The sequence below is a fragment of the Streptomyces nidicola genome (assembly GCF_050106155.1).
Lineage (GTDB): Bacteria > Actinomycetota > Actinomycetes > Streptomycetales > Streptomycetaceae > Streptomyces.
Map to the genome: position 1 here is coordinate 4,678,429 of NZ_JBNBPI010000001.1, position 16,864 is coordinate 4,695,292.

A 16,864-nucleotide genomic window follows, 5' to 3' on the forward strand; every position below is an offset into this window, starting at 1 on the left:
CGGCCGGAGGTCCCGAAGCGGCGTCCGCCTCAGGTTGTACGAGGGGTGCTGGCCCCACCTCCTGAAGGTGGAGTCGGGGGTGACGTCCCCTGGGGGACGGCCCTGACTCCCCTTCGCGCGAGCGGGCCCGTCTCCTCGCGGGCGGAAGCCGGCGCACGCACCCCGGTCAGCCGTCCACCCCCAGGACAAGACCCGACGTGGGGACCCCGGTGCCCGCCGTGACCAGCGCGGTGGCCGCACCGGGTATCTGGTTCACGGCCGTGCCGCGCACCTGTCGCACGCCCTCCGCTATCCCGTTCATACCGTGCAGATACGCCTCGCCCAACTGCCCGCCGTGGGTGTTGAGCGGCAGTCTCTCCTCCGCCACGAACCCGGACGCCTCGCCCGGAGCGCAGAAGCCGAACTCCTCCAGCTGCATGAGCACGAACGGCGTGAAGTGGTCGTAGAGGATCCCCACGTCGATCCCGTCGGGGCCGAGCCCCGACGTGCGCCACAACTGCCGCGCCACGACGCTCATCTCGGGCAGGCCCGTCAGCTCGTCCCGGTAGAAGCTCGTCATCTGCTCCTGCGCGCGGCCCGCGCCCTGCGCCGCCGCCCGGATCACCGCGGGCGGGTTCGGCAGATCGCGGGCCCGCTCCACGCTGGTGACGACGATCGCCTGCCCGCCGTCCGTCTCCTGGCAGCAGTCGAGCAGCCGCAGCGGATCGACGATCCAGCGGGACTCCGCGTGGTCGGCGAGCGTGATCGGCTTCTCGTAGAAGTACGCCGCCGGGTTCGTCGCCGCGTACTTGCGGTCGGTGACCGCGACATGGCCGAAGGCCTCGGGGGTCAGCCCGTACGTGTGCAGATAGCGCTGCGCCGTCATCGCCACCCAGGACGCCGGGGTGAGCAGCCCGAACGGCAGATTCCAGCCGAGCGCCGCGCCCTCCGCCGACGGCTCCCTGTGCTGCACGCCCGAGCCGAAGCGCCGGCCCGAACGCTCGTTGAAGGCGCGGTAGCAGACCACCACGTCGGCCACGCCGCTCGCCACCGCGAGGGCCGCCTGCTGCACGGTGCCGCAGGCCGCGCCGCCTCCGTAGTGCACCCGCGAGAAGAAGGAGAGCTCCCCCATGCCCGCGGCCTGCGCCACGGTGATCTCCGGGTTGGTGTCCATGGTGAACGTGACCAGGCCGTCGACATCGGACGGCGACAGGCCCGCGTCGTCGAGCGCCGCGTGCACCGCCTCCACCGCGAGCTTCAGCTCGCTGCGTCCGGAGTCCTTGGAGAACTCCGTGGCTCCGATGCCGACGATCGCCGCCTGCCCGCCGAGCCTGTCCTTGCCGCGCACGCTCATGCCGCGCTCCCCTCGGGGACGGTGACCGTGACCGTGCCGGTGACGTGGCTGCCGATGCCGTTCCTGCCGACGATCTTCACCTGCGCCGTGTCGCCCTCGACCCCGGCGATCGTTCCGCTCAACACCATGGTGTCGCCCGGATAGTTGGGCGCCCCGAGCCGTATCGCGACCTTACGAAGGACGGCGGCGGGCCCGAAGTGGTCGGTGATGTAGCGCCCCACCAGGCCGTTCGTCGTGAGGATGTTCATGAAGATGTCGGGGGAGCCCTTCTTTTGGGCCAACTCCGCGTCGTGGTGCACATCTTGGTAGTCGCGGGACGCGATCGCCCCGGAGACGATCAGCGTCCGGGTGATCGGGATCGTCAAGGGCTCCAGCTCGTCCCCGGCCTTCACCTCGATCCCTGCTCCGGCCTTCGTCCCGAACCGTGCTCCGGCCTTCATGCGGCCTCCCCTCCGTCGGCCGCGCCCGCTCCCGACGCGATCACTTCGCCCAGCTCCTCCAGGAGTTCGGCGCCGCACCCCAGATATCCGTCCAGCTGCCGGCCCCACAGGAAGTGCCGGTGCACCGGGTGGTCCAGGTCGGCGCCCATGCCGCCGTGCAGATGCTGGCCCGTGTGCACGACCCGCTTGCCCGCCTCCGAGGCCCACCAGGCCGCGGTCAGCGCATGGCTCTCGTGGTCGAGTCCCTCGTCGCGCCGCCAGGCCGCCTCGTACGCGGTGACCCGGATCGCCTCGATGTCCATGTACGCCTCCGCGGCGCGCAGTTGGACGCCCTGCTTGGCGGCGAGCGGCCTGCCGAACTGCTCCCGCTCGTTCGTGTACTCCACGGCCCGGTCGAGCGATCCCGCGCAGACCCCGGCCTGAAGTCCGGCGAAGGCGGTCCGCGCGGCCGCGAGCACGTCCCCGTACGCCTCGGGGCCTCCGATCCGCTCGGCCTCCACCCCGTCGAGCACGAGCCGCCCCGCGGACCAGGGTGCGGTCAGCTCGACCGGCTCGCACCCGACGTCCCGCGCCCGCGCCATCCACAGGCTGTGGACATCTTTTTCGGTTCCGCCCCGCACCGCCACCAGTACGTGCGTCGCGTCCCGCAGCCACGGCACCCACGGCACGGCCCCGCTCAGCCGCGCCCGCCCGTCCGGAAGGGCGTCCACCACGATCCCACCGCGCGCGGGAAACGCCCCCACCGCCACGGCCGAACCGTCCCGGAGCCCCGGCAGCAGCCGCTCCCGCTGCTCGTCCGTACCGTGCGCCGCCACCGCCAACAGGCCGTACACACAGCTCGCGGCGAACGGCACCTGCGCCGTCGTCCTGCCCTGCTCCTCCAGCATCAGGACGAGCCCGAGCAGCCCGGTCTCCTCCACCGCGCCCGCGAGACCCGCCGCACCCAGCTCCTTCCAGAGCTCGCCGTCCGTGCCGCCGCCGGGGCCCGCGAGCCGCTCCGGCGTGGACAGATCCCCGAAGATCCGCGCGGCGAGCTCCCGCGCCGCCTCCTGCTCGGGGGTAGGGGTGAAGTCCATGTCAGACCTCACCGCCCTCGGCCTCGTCGACCACGCGGAAGACGGGCAGCTCCAACTCGTCGTCCACAGCGAGGTATTCGAGCCGTACGGGCATCCCGATCCGCACCTTGTCGCTCGGCACCCCCACGACGTTGCTCACCATGCGCACGCCCTCGGCCAGCTCGATGAGCCCCACCGCGTAGGGACCCGGTGCGTCAGCACCATGATCAGACACAGTGAAGGCGGGGAAGGGCGGGTGGTGCATGACCACGTAGCTGTAGACGGTGCCCTCGCCGCTCGCCTCGACGGTGTCCCACTCCTGCCCGCCGCACGTGTTGCACCCCGGCAGCCAGGGGAAGCGCAGCGTCTCGCACGCACGGCAGCGCTGGATGAGCAGCCGGTGCTCGGTGACGCCCTCCCAGAAGCCGGCGTTGTCCCGGTTGATGACGGGGCGCGGCCGCTGTGGCTTGTCCTTCTTCGCAGCAGGCTTGCCCGAACTCCGCTTGGCCGGCGTGTACTTCAAGATCCGGAACAGATGCGTCCCGGCGATCTCCCCGCCCACCCGGACGTTCATCCGCGTCGTGATGAAGTGCCCCGTGCCCAGCTTCGTCGTCTTCAGCGGCGAGACGGACTCGATCACCGAGTCGTACGTGATCACGTCACCGGGCCGCAGCGGCCGCAGATACTCCTGCTCGCAGTCGGTGGCGACGACCGAGGTGTACCCCGCGCCCTCGAGCAGCGCGAACAGCTCGTCGTGGGCCGGCGAGCGCCCCTCGTAGCTGGTCAGACCCGCCATCGTCCAGGCCTGCAGCATGGTCGGCGGTGCGATCGCGTCCGGCCCCTCGTAGGCGGGGTTCGTATCGCCCATGGCCTCGCACCAGTGCCGGATCATCGGCGCGTTCACCGGGTCGAGGCCCTCGGCCTCGGTGGCCGCGACCCGCCCCTCGAAGGCCTTCAACTTCTCGTACGCCAAGGGCTCGTGCCCCATGAACTCCTGCCCCGCAACTCCCGCGCTCACCGCTTCCCCCTCCGCATCCCGAGCCGCATCGTCGCCACGATCTCGCGCTGCACCTCACTCACCCCGCCACCGAAGGTGTTGATCTGCGCCGCGCGGTTCATCCGCTCCAACTCGCCGTCACCCACACCCGCCGCACCGCCCCCCGTATCGCCGAACGCGCCGGGCGAACCGGCCCGCACCCACCCGGCTTCGCCCGCGATCTGCTGACATATTCGATACGTCTCGACCGCGGATTCCGTTCCCGCGAACTTCACGCCGCTGGCGTCTCCGGGGGCCAGTCGGCCCGCCCCGACATCCCCCACCAAACGCCAGTTGAGCAGGCGCGTTGCCGCGAGCCGGGCATGCGCTTCGGCCAGCCCTGACCGGACCCAGGACGAGTCAACGCGGCGCTCGCCGGTCACCGGATCGGGGGTACGGGCGGCCTCGACCACCCGCTCGTAGAAGTCCTCGGCCTGCATCCCGATCGCGGCGAGGGCGACCCGCTCGTGATTGAGCTGGTTGGTGATCAAGCTCCAGCCCGCGTTCTCCTCGCCGACGAGGTTCGAGCCGGGGACCCGGATCCCGTCGTAGTACGTGGCCGTCGTGGTCAGCCCGCCGACGGTGTCGATCGGGGTCCACGAGAAACCGGGCGCGTCGGTCGGCACGAGGATGATCGAGATGCCCTTGTGCTTGGGCGCCTCGGGGTCGGTGCGGCAGGCGAGCCAGATCCAGTCGGCGTTCTGCGCGTTCGACGTGAACACCTTCTGCCCGTCGATCACCCAGTCGCCGCTCGCCTCGTCGCGCACCGCGCGCGTGCGCAGGGACGCGAGGTCCGTGCCCGCCGACGGCTCGCTGTAGCCGATCGCGAAGACCAGGTCGCCCTTGAGGATCCGGGGCAGGAAGTAGGCCTTCTGCTCCTCGGTCCCGTACTTCATGAGCGTCGGACCGACCGTGTTGAGCGTGACCATGGAGACCGGCGCGCCGGCCCGGTACGCCTCGTCGAAGAAGACGAACTGCTCGTCCGCGCCGCGCCCCTGCCCGCCGTACTCGACGGGCCAGCCGAGGCCCAGGAGGCCCTCTTCACCGATGCGGCGCAGCAGCCGGCGCTGACCGCTTGGATCGTCGGCCGCGGGCGGCCCGCCGGGCATCAACGTACGGAATCTCTCACGCAGTTGGGCGCGCAGCTCGCGCTGGCGCTCGGTGGGGGCGAGGTGCACGGCGGCTGCCCTCCAGGACTGGCCTCGTACCGACAAGGGTTTCTGACTGTCCGTCAGATACCGGTGGGTGTCAAGAGATCGGCACGCCGCCAGGCACACGCGCACCCGCCGTCGAGCACGCGCGCGTAGTCGTGAAAAACGCCTGCGCGGCGGCGCCGAAGCACCGCCGCGCAGACTGTCACGCACCCCACGGAAGACCCCCGCCGCGCAGGAGCCGGCGGGTTACCAGAGCTCGGTGAAGTTGACGTTGACGTTCGACTGGTCGATCGCCGTGAAGCCCGATCCGTTCACCTGAGCCTCGTTGTTCTGGTTGGAGGCGCCGTTGCCGACCGCCTGCTGCTGCGTGGTGGACGAGTTGCCGAAGTTGTCGTCGCCGACACCGCTGCCGCTGACCGTCGCCACCCCCGCGTTCGATCCGTTGTCCGCGAACGAGCCGTTGTCGGCCATGGCCACTCCGGAGAAGAGCGCTGCGGCAAGAGGCAGAGCGGCGACGGCGGCGATGACGCGGGCAGTACGGATGGAAGCCATGTCTGTTCCTCCAGGAAAGGAAGTACGCTCCGGGCGCTCGGACGGGGTCCGGCCACCCGTTAAGTACGGGATGTACCAAGGCAGTTGGCCGACCGCCTCGGCGATGTTCACGACGTCGCGAGATCAGAATTGCCCACCGAATCCCCGGCGAACCACCCCGGAAGCCGCTATTCGCTCGCAAGCGTGAGGACATGTCGATAAACCCTCTTCACGCCCGGAAAACCCCAGCTCAGGCCGGAGTGTGCCGCCTCGGGACCAGTCCGGCCCAAGCGGCACAAACGACGAAGCGTTTCAGCACATTTTTGGTAAATGCTTCCCTCGGATGACCGGCCCCGCTTCCCTTCTTCGAACGTCTGTACGAAAATGGGGCCATGGCCACCATGGACCGGCACCCGCCCCACTGCCCACCACACCCGTCCCTCGCGACCCTGGCCCTCGCGCACGCCCTGTCCGCCGCCGAACGCGGGCTCGCCGTCATCCCCCTGGCCAGGACCAAGCTCCCCGCGCTGCCCTCGCCGCACCGCGGCGACCCGCCCACGGCGCCGCGCTGCCACGGCGAATGCGGCCTTCCGGGGCACGGCGTGTACGACGCCTCGACCGATCCGCGCCGTATCCGCGCGCTCTTCGCGGCCGCGCCCCGGGCGACCGGCTACGGCATCGCGTGCGGCCTGGCCCCGCACCACCTGATCGGCGTCGACCTGGACACCAAATCCGGTACGGACTCCTCCGCATCCCTGCGTGAGCTGGCCTTACGGCATCTCTTCACGATCCCCGACACGGTGGTCGTGGCCACACCGAGCGGCGGCCGGCACCTGTGGCTCTCCGGGCCGCCGGACGCCGTGGTGCCCAATTCCGCGGGCCGCCTCGCCCCCGGCATCGACATCCGGGGCGCCGGCGGCTACCTCGTGGGGCCCGGCTCGCGTACCGAACACGGCGTCTACAGCACGGTTCCGGGCACCGGGCACCTGCCGCCCGCACCCTGCCCACCGGCGCTTCTGCGGCTGCTCACGCCCCCGCCGCGCGCGCACCACCCCATGACGGGCCGCCCGGGTCAACACGGCCTGGGCCTCGTCCAGTTCGTCCTGAGCGCCCACGAGGGCCAGCGCAACACGCGCCTCTTCTGGGCGGCCTGCCGCGCGTACGAGAACGGCGTCGGGGAGACCCTCTCGGACGCCCTGACGGACGCCGCGGTGCGCACCGGCCTTACGGAGCGCGAGGCGCGCTCCACGATCGCCTCCGCGGAGCGCCTGACGGCGGGTCCGTAGCGAGGCCGGTCGGGCCGAACCGCAGCGGGCCCGAACGCGGGCGAGCCCCCGACCCTGATCCCGGGTCGGGGGCTCGCTCAACTACGCGGTGGGTGTGGGATTTGAACCCACGGAGGCTCTCGCCTCGACGGTTTTCAAGACCGTTCCCTTAGGCCGCTCGGGCAACCCACCCCGCGCCGCAACGGTTCCGAAAACCGTCGAGGCGCGGGACCAGGGTAGCGGGTCGGGTCTCAGGGTCGGTCAGCCGTCGGCCCCGACCGGGTCGGTCAGCTGTCGCCCTTGCGCTCGCCGAGGGTCACGTCGACCGTGTGCTCCTTGCCGTCACGCGTGTAGGTGAGCTTCACGGAGTCGCCCGGCTTGTGCGTCCAGATCTGGCCGATCAGGGTCGGTCCCGAGTCGATGGGCTGGTCGTCGAGCTTCGTGATCACGTCGCCGGGCTTGAGGCCCGCCTTGTCCGCAGGACCGTTCGCCGTGACGGCCGCGGAGCCGCCCGCGCCCTGCTCGGTGATCTTCGCGCCGCCGGTGCCCTCTTCGAGGGAGACGGAGGCACCGATCACCGGGTAGACCGGCTGCCCGGTCTTGATGAGCTGCTGGGCGACCATCTTCGCCTGGTTGATCGGGATGGCGAAGCCGAGACCGATCGAGCCGGACTGGCCCGAGCCGCCCATGCCGCCGCCGCTGGAGGCGGACTGGATGGCGGAGTTGATGCCGATCACGTTCCCGTTGCCGTCGAGCAGCGGGCCGCCGGAGTTGCCCGGGTTGATCGAGGCGTCGGTCTGCAGGGCGCTCATGTAGGAGGCCTTGCTGGTGCCGGAGCCGTCGCTGGAGGCCACCGGGCGGTCCTTCGCGGAGACGATGCCCGTGGTCACCGTGTTCGACAGGCCGAAGGGCGCGCCGATCGCGATGGTCGAGTCACCGACCGCGACCTGGTCGGAATTGCCGAGGGTGAGCGGCTTCAGTCCGTCCGGCGCGTTCTTGAGCTTGATGACCGCCACGTCGTAGCCCTGCGCCTTGCCGATCACCTCGGCGTCGTACTTCTTGCCGTTCGAGAACGTCGCCGACAGCTTGCCGCCGTCCGCGGCCTCCGCCACCACGTGGTTGTTGGTGAGGATGTGGCCCTGCTTGTCGTACACGAAGCCGGTGCCGGTGCCGCCCTCGCCGCTGTTGCCCTCGGCCTCGATGGTGACCGTGCTGGGCAGCGCCTTGGCGGCGATGCCCGCGACCGTGCCCTTGTCGCGCTTGAGGTCGGCCGGGTTGGAGGCGGAGACGGTGGTCGAGCCGGTGCTCGACCCGTCGCCCCGCTCGGCCGCCCAGTAGCCCACGCCACCGCCGACCGCGCCCGCGACCAGTGCCGCCACGATGATCCCCGCGACCAGGCCGCCGCGCCGGCCGCCCGGCTTGGGCGCCGGCTGCTGGTACGAGGCGCCCCAGCCGCCGCCACCGCCCGACCCGTAGGCCGGCATGGCGGGCGGCGGGGGCGGCCAGTCGCCGCCGTGGGCCGGTCCTGCCGCACCCGGCGCGGTGCCCATGGAGGACGCCGCGGACGCGGCGGGCGCCCCGTGGTGCTCGGCGGGCCTCGGCTCCTGGCCCGCAGGGTCAGGTCCGGCCCCCTGGGGAGCCGGCGCGGGAGCAGCGGGAGCGTCCACCGGCACAGGAGGTGCGGACGGGGCCGGTGGAACCTCGGTGCCCTCGTTCTCGGTGCTCACAGCTTTCTCTCCTCGATCCACGGCTGTCGTCGCCGGTCCGTCCTGTCTGGATGCTCGGGGACGCCGGCTGTCGCGTGTCGCGCGCCGCCGTCCCGGCATGGTCCTGTCACGGTCCACTTGTGCTGTTGTACGCCGTCAGCCTTTCCCACGGGACGTCAGGCCACCGTAAGACGAGCCTGTGCGTCCCCTGACATCCTTTACGTCCGGCAAAACGGACGCATCCGCTGGGCCGAACTTTTCCTGCTCGCCCGCCGCGCGGTGGCACCATGACGCGGTGACCCTCGCACAACAGCAGCGCATTCAGGTCGTCGCCCACCGCGGTGCCTCTCAGGACGCCCCCGAACACACATTGGCCGCCTACAAGAAGGCGATCGAGGACGGTGCGGACGCCCTCGAATGCGATGTGCGGCTGACGGCCGACGGTCATCTCGTATGCGTGCACGACCGCCGCATCAACCGTACGTCGAACGGCCGTGGAGCCGTCTCCACACTGGAGCTCTCGGACCTCGCCGCCCTCGACTTCGGCTCCTGGAAGGACCGCGACGAGCGCCCCGACTGGGCGGGCAGCGCGGCCGACACCTCCGTCCTGACCCTGGAGCGCCTGCTGGAGCTGGTGACCGACGCGGGACGCCGGGTGGAGCTGGCGATCGAGACCAAGCACCCCACGCGGTGGGCGGGGCAGGTGGAGGAGCGCCTGCTGCTCCTGCTCAAGCGGTTCGGTCTGGACGCACCAGCGCCCGACGAGCCCTCGCGCGTGCGCGTGATGAGCTTTTCCGCGCGCTCCTTGTCGCGCGTCCAGGAGGCCTCGCCGACACTGCCGACGGTCTACCTGATGCAGTTCGTCTCGCCCCTCCACCGCGAAGGGCGCCTCCCCAGGGGCGTACACATCGCGGCACCCGGCATCCGGATCGTGCGGAGCCACCCCGGATACGTCGAGAAGCTCGCGCGCGCGGGTCACCAGGTTCATGTCTGGACGGTGGACGAGCCCGAGGACGTCGACCTCTGCGCGGGCCTGGGCGTCGACGCGATCATCACCAACCGTCCGGCGGAGGTGCTGCGCCGACTCGGCAGGGCCTGAGCAGGGACGGCGGCGCGAATCGCGGCAGGGGCTGAATCCGGCCACCTTTCCCCAACGCCGTCACAGGGTGTGCCCCGGCGCGTTCGGACCGTATTCGATCGTCACGAGTGCGTCACCGGAAGCGGGATGGCCGGTTTCCGGTCCAGTCCATTGGGGCATTCACACCGTGGCGTGGGGCAAAGGAGGTCTCGGGGGTGGCGTTGGTGGTGGCACAGGAGGTGCCCGCGTCGTCGAGCATGGCCGTACCCCATGGCCCTGCGGGCGTGGGCGCGGCAAGACGTCGCATGCGTGAACAGCTGCGCATGAGCGGCGTACCGGAAACGGTCATCGACGATGCGGTTCTCATCCTTTCCGAACTGCTCAGCAATGCGTGCCGGCACGGCCGGCCGCTCGGCGACGATCTGGCCGGAGACGGTGACGTACGCGCCGCATGGCGCGTGGACGACCGTGGCTGCCTCGCGGTCGAGGTGACGGACGGCGGCGGGCCCACCCGCCCGATTCCGGCCACACCCTCGATCACGGCGCACGGCGGCCGCGGGCTCAACATCATCTCGGCGCTGGCCGACGACTGGGGCGTACGCGACGGCATGCGCGGCGAGGTCACCGTCTGGGTGATCGTCCACAAGGACGTCCACGCGGAGGCCATGGCCGACCGCCGGGACGACTTCGCCTCGCGGGTGGCCGCGCCGCCCGTCGCGGACCTGGCCGACCTGGGCTTCCAGGACGCTTTCGACGACCTGGGCTGAAAGCCGCTCGGGCGCGGCCAGTTGGGCGCATCCCCCTCTTGTCGGTACGAGCGGCTAGGCTCGCGCCGTACGTATGAGAGCCGTATCCGGGAGACACCCAAGATGGCCAAGAAGCGCCCGCAGACCAAGGGCAAGCCGCACGTCACCGCTGGTGCCCGCGCCGGAGGCGCTGACGGGAACTTCCCGGTCGTCGGTGCCCGCGAACCCTGCCCGTGCGGCAGCGGTCGCCGCTACAAGGCGTGCCACGGCCGAGCCGCCGCGCACGCCGTGACCGAGCTGGTACAGCGCCCCTTCGAGGGCCTGCCGGGCGAGGGCGACTGGGTCGCGCTGCGCGAGCTGGTGCCCGCCGCGACGGCCGAGCTGACCCTGAAGGACGGCCTCCCGGAGGGCGTCCCCTCGGTCACGCTCGCCACCGTGCTGCCCATGGCCTGGCCGGCGCTGCGCCGCGACGACGGCTCGGTCCTGCTCGGCCTTCAGAACGACACGCCTTCCGGGGACATCAGCCGGGACCTGGCCGACACGCTGCTGCGCGCGCTGGCCGCCGAGCCGGGCAACCCGGTGCAGACCCGCCGCGCTCCGGCCGACGGGCCGCGTCTTCAGGACGTGCTCGCCCCGGAGGGCACTTTCGAGCCCGTCGTCCACACCGGTTTCGAATTCTGGGTGCCGGACTCGGAGAACGCTTCGGGCGAGGTCGCCGCCTCCCTGGAGCGGGCCAACGCCGCGGCGATCCCCACGGTGAAGCTCTCCGGCGTGGACAGCGCCTACTGGTGCGAGACGCCGGAGAAGAACCACCTCCGGTGGGTCATGCCGCACGCGGAGGAGAAGCTGCTCGACGCGCTGGCGCGACTGCACGCGGCGGGCACGTCCTCGCTCGGCGAGGGCACGCGTCTGGTGGGCTCCTTCAGGGCGCACGGCCTGACCGTTCCGGTCTGGGACCTGCCCAGTTCGATGCAGGCGGAGGACATCGAGAAGCCGGCCGCCGAGTTCGCCGAGCGGCTCGCCGCCGCGCTGGCCACGGACGCACCGCTGACCCCGGACGAGCGCCGGGCCCGCGGCGGACTCACCAACCGACAGGTGACGCTCAGCTGACTCACAGCTTCGGGGCTGACCGACCAGTCAGCCCATCGGGACGGGAACACCTCTCCGAACCGCAAGGTGAGCCGGGTCACAACTCCCGGTAGTTGCAGGTAAATCCATGTCCGAATAGAAGAGATCGAATTTGCTAACCGGCGATCTCTTGTTACCGTTCAAGTAGCCCGGTTGCTGGTGCATCCCCCGTCGCCAGCAACCGGGCGCTTCCATGTGCGCCCAGTGCCCGCCGGTCTCAACCCCCGTGCGGCGGCGCCGAGTTGCTTCCGGAGCGCAACAGCAGCGGTCCTTCCGCGCCCCTCGCGTACTCCGCCACCGCCGTGTACTGGCCGGGCTCTCCCCGCGTACGCCCCCGCGGTGTCTCGCACATCCCCGGCTCGTCCTCCGCACCCACGGCACAGTGCAGCTGCACCGTGCGTCCGCCGGGTGCCATCAGGGTCAGTACGGCGGCGAGACCGGAGCCGGTCGCGTTGCGGTAATAGGTACGCGCCCAGGTTTCGTGCGCCTGGACGAGCACGCAGGTCTGCGCCTCGATGCCGTCAGGGGCGGACAGTTGGGGACCGCAGTGGGCCTCGGTGGTCAGACCGAGACCGGTCAGCAGGGAGGGCTTGCCGGTGTCCCGCCCGGCCGGTTCGGCGTCCCCGTTCTCGCCCCTGCTTTCGGCGCCGTTGCCACTCGCCTCGGCGTTCGCCTTGTCTGCGTCATCGGGCACGTCCCCCTCGGGAACGTCCGCCTCGGAGGCGTCGACCTCGGAGGCGTTGGCCTCGGTGGCCGTCCGGCGCGTGGGCCCGTCGTCCACCGGACCCGCGGACGCGCCCGCAAGCGGCAGCGCCGCTGTGAGAACCACCACGGCGAGCAGACCGAACAGCCGAAGTCGCGCGCGCGGCCGCTCCCGCTCGTTCTCGTCCGGGAGCTGGGGGAGGCGTGGCGCGGCAGGCATGCGCCGAAGATATCGGCGCACACACCGCCCACCGGCCCGCCGCGCGCCGGATTTCGCTACAACTCGGGCGCGCTCACACCCGTACGGGTGAGGGCGTCGACCAACGTGCCGACCACGGCCTCCACATCCGGCACCCACGGGGCCGCGGAGCCGGGCAGCGGCGCGCGTTCCCAACGCACCTGCCCCGCGCCCGAGATAGACGGCGGCAGGGCGAGATATCCGCCCTCACCGTGGAACCGCAGCGAACCGGGCACGAAGTCCTGCGCGTACAGGAGTTCGCCGAGCTGCTCCAGTGAGTAGGGCGCCACGAGGATCGCGAGCCGCTCCGGCGTCGCGATCACCGGGCCGAGCCGGACGTCCCTGCGGTCGAGCGCGGCAAGTGCGCGGGCGCCCGCGAGGGCCGGGAGGCTCACCGCACAGGGTGCGCGCCCCCCGGAGGCCCCGGACGGGGCACCGGTGGCGAGCACGATCGGTGCGTCGGGACGGTTGGTCCACCACCAGCGGACCATGCGCTCATCGGTCGTCGCGGCGAGCAGCCCCGGGTCGAAGGGGTGCGCGCCCGGCACCGTGCACTCCGGGTCGGGGCACGCGCAGCGGACGCCGTCACGACGGCCTCCCGCTTCGAGCCCTATGCCCGGCAGGACCGGCCACTGCCACGCTGTCACGAACGTGAGGGCCGCGCTGATCAGGTCAGACTTCCCGTTGTCACGCCTGGACAGGAGCCTGCGTCGCCTTCCGAGGATCTCGCGCATGAGCGCTCGTTCCTTTCCGTAGACCGAAGAGAACGCTATGGGCCACATCACACCATGTGTCGATCAGTCACTGCGTGTACGTGTTGCAGCGCCGCACCCCAGCCCGAACCGCCGGCCTGAGGCAGGGAGAACCCCTATAGTCCGAGCGCGTGCTGTGTGCTTGAAAAGCCTGGCGTGGGGTGGCGGCGCCTGGCGTTTGCCGTCCCGCGTATTTCTCGCCGCTTCCGCCACGGGAGGATGGGACACGGTCGCCGATGGTTATGACGCCCGGTTCCGTCACCAGGTTCCGGGCGGATCCCAACTACCCCTGGTCTTCACCGACTACGTACCCATCACGGCCGCTATGACGCTCTGTCGACCACAGCTGAACAATGCCAGTCGACCGCAAAGGGCGCTTCCCCCAGGCGGTTTTTGGCCATCTTCGAACGATCGGGATCGGCTCGGGACCGGCTCGGTTTCGGAAGTGGATCACATATGAGAACCGAGATCGTTTTTATCGCGGATGGCGCCTGACCACGGCAGACACCCAGAATCCCAACGGGACAATGCTGGACATCCCCTTACGAGTCCGTGTACATGTGGAGGCATTGCTGGCGGCGCAGAATGACATGGGGGTTTGCGATGCTAATGAGCAATATGCACCGGCCGGAAAGCCGGAAGCCATGACAACCCCACGCCTGCCGAAAGTGGCTGGAATCGATTCCTCTCCTGGACAGGTTCCCCCTCCCACCCCCAGTGCCACGCCCGCTCCCCCCGTGTCGCAGATCACTTCCTCCGCCGTGGCACCCGGAGCCGTGATCCAGGACCGGCTCGCGGGCTGGGTCTCCGATCTCACGACGCTGCACGAACTCACGGAACGCCTGGCCCGCACGGCCGCACTCGAGGACGCACTGCACGAACTGCTGCGCGCCGGAGCCGCCCTGGTGGGTGCCCGGCGCGGACTTGTCGTCCTGGAACCGGGCGACGGACGCGGCCCCGACACCACCGTCGGCCTCGGCCTGTCCAGGCCCGACCTCGGGCACATCGAGACGGTGCCGCGCGGCGCGACCTCGTACGGACGGATCCTCGACGGGCTGTGCACCGAGCCCGAGGCCCGCGCCGATCTGCTCGCCGAGGACGGGCTCGACCCGCGCCACCGCGAGGTCGCCGCGCGCCTGGGCTACGCCGCGAGTTACACGGTGCCGCTCGCCACGGAGGCGGCCGGCCGGCTCGGCGCCGCCGTCTGGCTCTACGACGAGCCGGCCGAGCCCGCCGAGCGCCAGCGCCACCTCATCGGGCTGTACACGCGCTACGCCACCGAGCACCTCGCCCGCCTCCTGGAACTGGAGCGCACGCGCGCGTGGTCACGCACCGTCGCCGACGAGCTGCTGCCGCCGCGCCTGCCCCGGGTCGCCGGTGTGCAGCTCGCCGCGCGGCACCGCACAGGGCCGCGCGGCGGCGGCGACTGGTACGACGCGCTGCCGCTGCCCGAGGGGGCGCTCGGGCTCGCGGTCGGCTCGGTCAGCGGCTCCGGCGCGAGCGCGGTCGCCGCGATGGGCCGGCTGCGCGCCTCTCTGCGGGCGTACGCGGTCATGGAGGGGGAGGACCCGGTGGCGGTCCTTTCCGACCTGGAGCTTCTGTTGCGCCTGACCGAACCGGCGCGCAGCGCGACCGCCCTGTTCGCGTACTGCGAGCCCGCGCAGCGCAAGATCGTCCTCGCCGGAGCCGGACACAGCCCGCCCCTGGTGATCGGCGAACGGCGCACCGAGTACGCCGAGACGACGCTGTCCGCGCCGCTCGGGATGCTCGCCTGCTGGGAGGCGCCGAGCGTGGAGATCACGCCGGCGCCGGGCGAGACCGTGCTGCTCTACACGGACGGCCTGCTGCGCCGCACCGGCGATCCCATGGACCGCGCGTTCGCCCGGCTGCACGCGGCCGCCTCCGGGGTGCCCAAGGCGATCCGTGAGGACCCCGGGGCGATCGCCGACCACGTGCTGCGCTCGGTGCTCCCGGACGGCCTCGACACGGCCGAGAGCGAGGAGGACGTGGTGCTGCTCGCGGCACGCTTCGAGTGACCTCCGGGACGCTGTGTGTAACAGGCCCTCCGGCCCTGGACCCCCTTCCTCGCGCTCGTACGATGGAGGGGGTCCACTGCCGTATCCAGGGCATTTCACCGGGCCGCCGTGTCGAGGAGGAACTGTGTCGGAGGAGCTCAACCCGGAGACCCCGGAGGCCGAAGAGCCCATCAAGCAGCGCAAGAACGGCCTCTACCCGGGCGTGTCCGACGAGCTCGCCGAGAACATGAAGTCCGGCTGGGCCGACACCGAGCTGCACGACCTGCGGCCGATCGCGCAGGCCGTCGAGACCGCTGCCCGCCGTGCCGCCCTGTCCGCCCGTTTCCCGGGCGAGCGCCTCGTGGTGCCCGCGGGCAACCTCAAGACCCGCTCGAACGACACGGAGTACGCCTTCCGTGCCTCGGTCGAGTACGCCTACCTGACCGGCAACCAGACGGAGGACGGCGTCCTCGTCATGGAGCCGCGCGGGGGTGGCCACGACGCCACGCTCTACCTGCTGCCGCGCTCAAACCGCGAGAACGGCGAGTTCTGGCTCGACGGCCAGGGCGAGCTGTGGGTGGGCCGCCGGCACTCCCTGACCGAGGCCGAGAAGCACTACGGCATCCCCGCCTCCGACGTGCGCGAGCTGGCCGACAAGCTGGCCGAGGCCACCGGACCGGTGCGCGTCGTGCGCGGCTACGACGCCGGCGTCGAGGCCGCGCTGACCGACAAGGTCACCGCCGAGCGCGACGACGAGCTGAAGGTCTTCCTCTCCGAGGCGCGCGTCGTGAAGGACGCGTTTGAAATCGGCGAGCTGCAGAAGGCGGTCGACTCGACCGTGCGCGGCTTCGAGGACGTCGTGAAGGTGCTCGACAAGGCCGAGGCCACCTCCGAGCGCTACATCGAGGGCACGTTCTTCCTTCGCGCGCGCGTGGAGGGCAACGACATCGGCTACGGCTCCATCTGCGCCGCGGGCCCGCACGCCTGCACGCTGCACTGGGTCCGCAACGACGGCGCGGTCCGCTCCGGCGACCTGTTGCTGCTCGACGCGGGCGTGGAGACGCACACGTACTACACCGCCGACGTCACGCGCACCCTGCCGATCAACGGCACGTACAACGAGCTCCAGCGCAAGATCTACGACGCCGTGTACGAGGCCCAGGAGGCCGGTATCGCGGCGGTCAAGCCGGGCGGCAAGTTCCGGGACTTCCACGACGCCGCGCAGCGTGTGCTCGCCGAGAAGCTCGTCGAGTGGGGCCTGGTCGAGGGCCCGGTCGAGCGCGTCCTGGAGCTGGGCCTCCAGCGCCGCTGGACCCTGCACGGCACCGGTCACATGCTCGGCATGGACGTCCACGACTGCGCGGTCGCGCGGACCGAGGCGTACGTGAACGGCACGCTGGAGCCCGGCATGGTGCTCACGGTCGAGCCCGGTCTGTACTTCCAGGCCGACGACCTGACCGTGCCGGAGGAGTACCGCGGCATCGGCGTCCGTATCGAGGACGACATCCTCGTCACCGAGGACGGCAACAAGAACCTGTCGGCCGGTCTGCCCCGCAAGGCCGACGAGGTCGAGGCGTGGATGGCCCGCCTGAAGGGCTGACACTTCGTATGAAGGAAAAAGCCGCGCCTACGTAGGCGCGGCTTTTTCGCGTTCCCTGGCGTTCCCTACGAAGGCGCGGCGCTCC

The 16,864-nt window shown here is 71.1% G+C and carries 15 protein-coding genes and 1 tRNA gene; 6 read left to right on the plus strand and 10 right to left on the minus strand.

The features are described 5' to 3' along the window. Positions 1 to 166: 166 nt before the first annotated feature. The 6 genes from ACOKM3_RS21355 to ACOKM3_RS21380 form a co-directional block, all read right to left on the minus strand. A complete protein-coding gene (locus ACOKM3_RS21355; protein WP_426902663.1) occupies positions 167 to 1,333 on the minus strand; it encodes a lipid-transfer protein in 1,167 nt (388 codons plus the stop codon). Beyond that, complete coding sequence (locus ACOKM3_RS21360) at positions 1,330 to 1,725, minus strand: MaoC family dehydratase (RefSeq protein WP_426906860.1); 396 nt, start codon at positions 1,723 to 1,725, stop codon at positions 1,330 to 1,332. The genes ACOKM3_RS21355 and ACOKM3_RS21360 overlap by 4 nt, the downstream gene beginning before the upstream one ends. Positions 1,726 to 1,769: 44 nt before the next feature. After that, the gene (locus tag ACOKM3_RS21365; RefSeq protein WP_426902664.1) at positions 1,770 to 2,849 is read right to left on the minus strand and encodes an acyl-CoA dehydrogenase family protein; all 1,080 of its coding nucleotides are present in this window, start codon (positions 2,847 to 2,849) and stop codon (positions 1,770 to 1,772) included. 1 nt (position 2,850) lies between these two features. Continuing rightward, positions 2,851 to 3,816 (minus strand): bifunctional MaoC family dehydratase N-terminal/OB-fold nucleic acid binding domain-containing protein, encoded by a 966-nt coding sequence (locus tag ACOKM3_RS21370; RefSeq protein WP_426906861.1) that lies wholly within the window; start codon positions 3,814 to 3,816, stop codon positions 2,851 to 2,853. A gap of 26 nt (positions 3,817 to 3,842) precedes the next feature. Next, positions 3,843 to 5,042, minus strand: a complete 1,200-nt coding sequence (locus ACOKM3_RS21375; RefSeq protein ID WP_426902665.1) for an acyl-CoA dehydrogenase family protein — start codon at positions 5,040 to 5,042, stop codon at positions 3,843 to 3,845. A gap of 222 nt (positions 5,043 to 5,264) precedes the next feature. Continuing rightward, positions 5,265 to 5,570 carry a hypothetical protein gene (locus tag ACOKM3_RS21380; RefSeq protein WP_426902666.1) on the minus strand — a complete coding sequence of 102 codons (306 nt, stop codon included), beginning with the start codon at positions 5,568 to 5,570 and terminating at the stop codon, positions 5,265 to 5,267. Positions 5,571 to 5,941: 371 nt separating this feature from the next. Here ACOKM3_RS21380 and ACOKM3_RS21385 point away from each other — a divergent pair, with 371 nt between their 5' ends. After that, on the plus strand, positions 5,942 to 6,835 hold the full coding sequence (locus ACOKM3_RS21385; RefSeq protein WP_426902667.1) for a bifunctional DNA primase/polymerase: 894 nt from the start codon (positions 5,942 to 5,944) through the stop codon (positions 6,833 to 6,835). Positions 6,836 to 6,921: 86 nt separating this feature from the next. Here ACOKM3_RS21385 and ACOKM3_RS21390 read toward each other — a convergent pair. Both ACOKM3_RS21390 and ACOKM3_RS21395 read right to left on the minus strand, forming a co-directional pair. Beyond that, a tRNA-Ser gene (locus tag ACOKM3_RS21390) sits at positions 6,922 to 7,006 on the minus strand. 95 nt (positions 7,007 to 7,101) lie between these two features. Further along, a complete protein-coding gene (locus ACOKM3_RS21395) occupies positions 7,102 to 8,541 on the minus strand; it encodes a S1C family serine protease (RefSeq protein ID WP_426902668.1) in 1,440 nt (479 codons plus the stop codon). 274 nt (positions 8,542 to 8,815) lie between these two features. On the opposite strand from ACOKM3_RS21395, the gene ACOKM3_RS21400 reads away from it, so the two are divergent. The 3 genes from ACOKM3_RS21400 to ACOKM3_RS21410 all read left to right on the plus strand — a co-directional run bounded on the left by ACOKM3_RS21400 (position 8,816) and on the right by ACOKM3_RS21410 (position 11,454). Continuing rightward, entirely contained in the window at positions 8,816 to 9,619 is an 804-nt protein-coding gene (locus ACOKM3_RS21400; RefSeq protein ID WP_426902669.1) for a glycerophosphodiester phosphodiesterase, read from the plus strand. Positions 9,620 to 9,726: 107 nt separating this feature from the next. After that, positions 9,727 to 10,365: an ATP-binding protein gene (locus tag ACOKM3_RS21405; protein WP_426902670.1), complete on the plus strand. Its 639-nt coding sequence runs from the start codon at positions 9,727 to 9,729 to the stop codon at positions 10,363 to 10,365. Positions 10,366 to 10,467: 102 nt separating this feature from the next. Next, the gene (locus ACOKM3_RS21410) at positions 10,468 to 11,454 is read left to right on the plus strand and encodes a DUF5926 family protein (protein ID WP_426902671.1); all 987 of its coding nucleotides are present in this window, start codon (positions 10,468 to 10,470) and stop codon (positions 11,452 to 11,454) included. A gap of 235 nt (positions 11,455 to 11,689) precedes the next feature. Here ACOKM3_RS21410 and ACOKM3_RS21415 read toward each other — a convergent pair whose 3' ends face one another. After that, the gene (locus ACOKM3_RS21415; RefSeq protein WP_426902672.1) at positions 11,690 to 12,394 is read right to left on the minus strand and encodes a hypothetical protein; all 705 of its coding nucleotides are present in this window, start codon (positions 12,392 to 12,394) and stop codon (positions 11,690 to 11,692) included. Positions 12,395 to 12,450: 56 nt separating this feature from the next. After that, the gene (locus ACOKM3_RS21420) at positions 12,451 to 13,146 is read right to left on the minus strand and encodes a bifunctional DNA primase/polymerase (RefSeq protein ID WP_426902673.1); all 696 of its coding nucleotides are present in this window, start codon (positions 13,144 to 13,146) and stop codon (positions 12,451 to 12,453) included. Positions 13,147 to 13,691: 545 nt separating this feature from the next. Between ACOKM3_RS21420 and ACOKM3_RS21425 the strand changes: the two genes are divergently transcribed. After that, entirely contained in the window at positions 13,692 to 15,200 is a 1,509-nt protein-coding gene (locus tag ACOKM3_RS21425) for a PP2C family protein-serine/threonine phosphatase (RefSeq protein WP_426902674.1), read from the plus strand. 124 nt (positions 15,201 to 15,324) lie between these two features. Then, positions 15,325 to 16,779 carry an aminopeptidase P family protein gene (locus ACOKM3_RS21430; protein WP_426902675.1) on the plus strand — a complete coding sequence of 485 codons (1,455 nt, stop codon included), beginning with the start codon at positions 15,325 to 15,327 and terminating at the stop codon, positions 16,777 to 16,779. Positions 16,780 to 16,864 lie beyond the last annotated feature (85 nt).

Coding starts and splice junctions, on each gene's coding strand:
- ACOKM3_RS21415 (WP_426902672.1), bottom strand. CDS start 12,394: ATGCCTGCCGCGCCACGCCTCCCCCAGCTCCCGGACGAGAACGAGCGG.
- ACOKM3_RS21370 (WP_426906861.1), bottom strand. CDS start 3,816: ATGGGGCACGAGCCCTTGGCGTACGAGAAGTTGAAGGCCTTCGAGGGG.
- ACOKM3_RS21380 (WP_426902666.1), bottom strand. CDS start 5,570: ATGGCTTCCATCCGTACTGCCCGCGTCATCGCCGCCGTCGCCGCTCTG.
- ACOKM3_RS21410 (WP_426902671.1), top strand. CDS start 10,468: ATGGCCAAGAAGCGCCCGCAGACCAAGGGCAAGCCGCACGTCACCGCT.
- ACOKM3_RS21355 (WP_426902663.1), bottom strand. CDS start 1,333: ATGAGCGTGCGCGGCAAGGACAGGCTCGGCGGGCAGGCGGCGATCGTC.
- ACOKM3_RS21425 (WP_426902674.1), top strand. CDS start 13,692: ATGCTGGACATCCCCTTACGAGTCCGTGTACATGTGGAGGCATTGCTG.
- ACOKM3_RS21420 (WP_426902673.1), bottom strand. CDS start 13,146: ATGCGCGAGATCCTCGGAAGGCGACGCAGGCTCCTGTCCAGGCGTGAC.
- ACOKM3_RS21365 (WP_426902664.1), bottom strand. CDS start 2,849: ATGGACTTCACCCCTACCCCCGAGCAGGAGGCGGCGCGGGAGCTCGCC.
- ACOKM3_RS21385 (WP_426902667.1), top strand. CDS start 5,942: ATGGCCACCATGGACCGGCACCCGCCCCACTGCCCACCACACCCGTCC.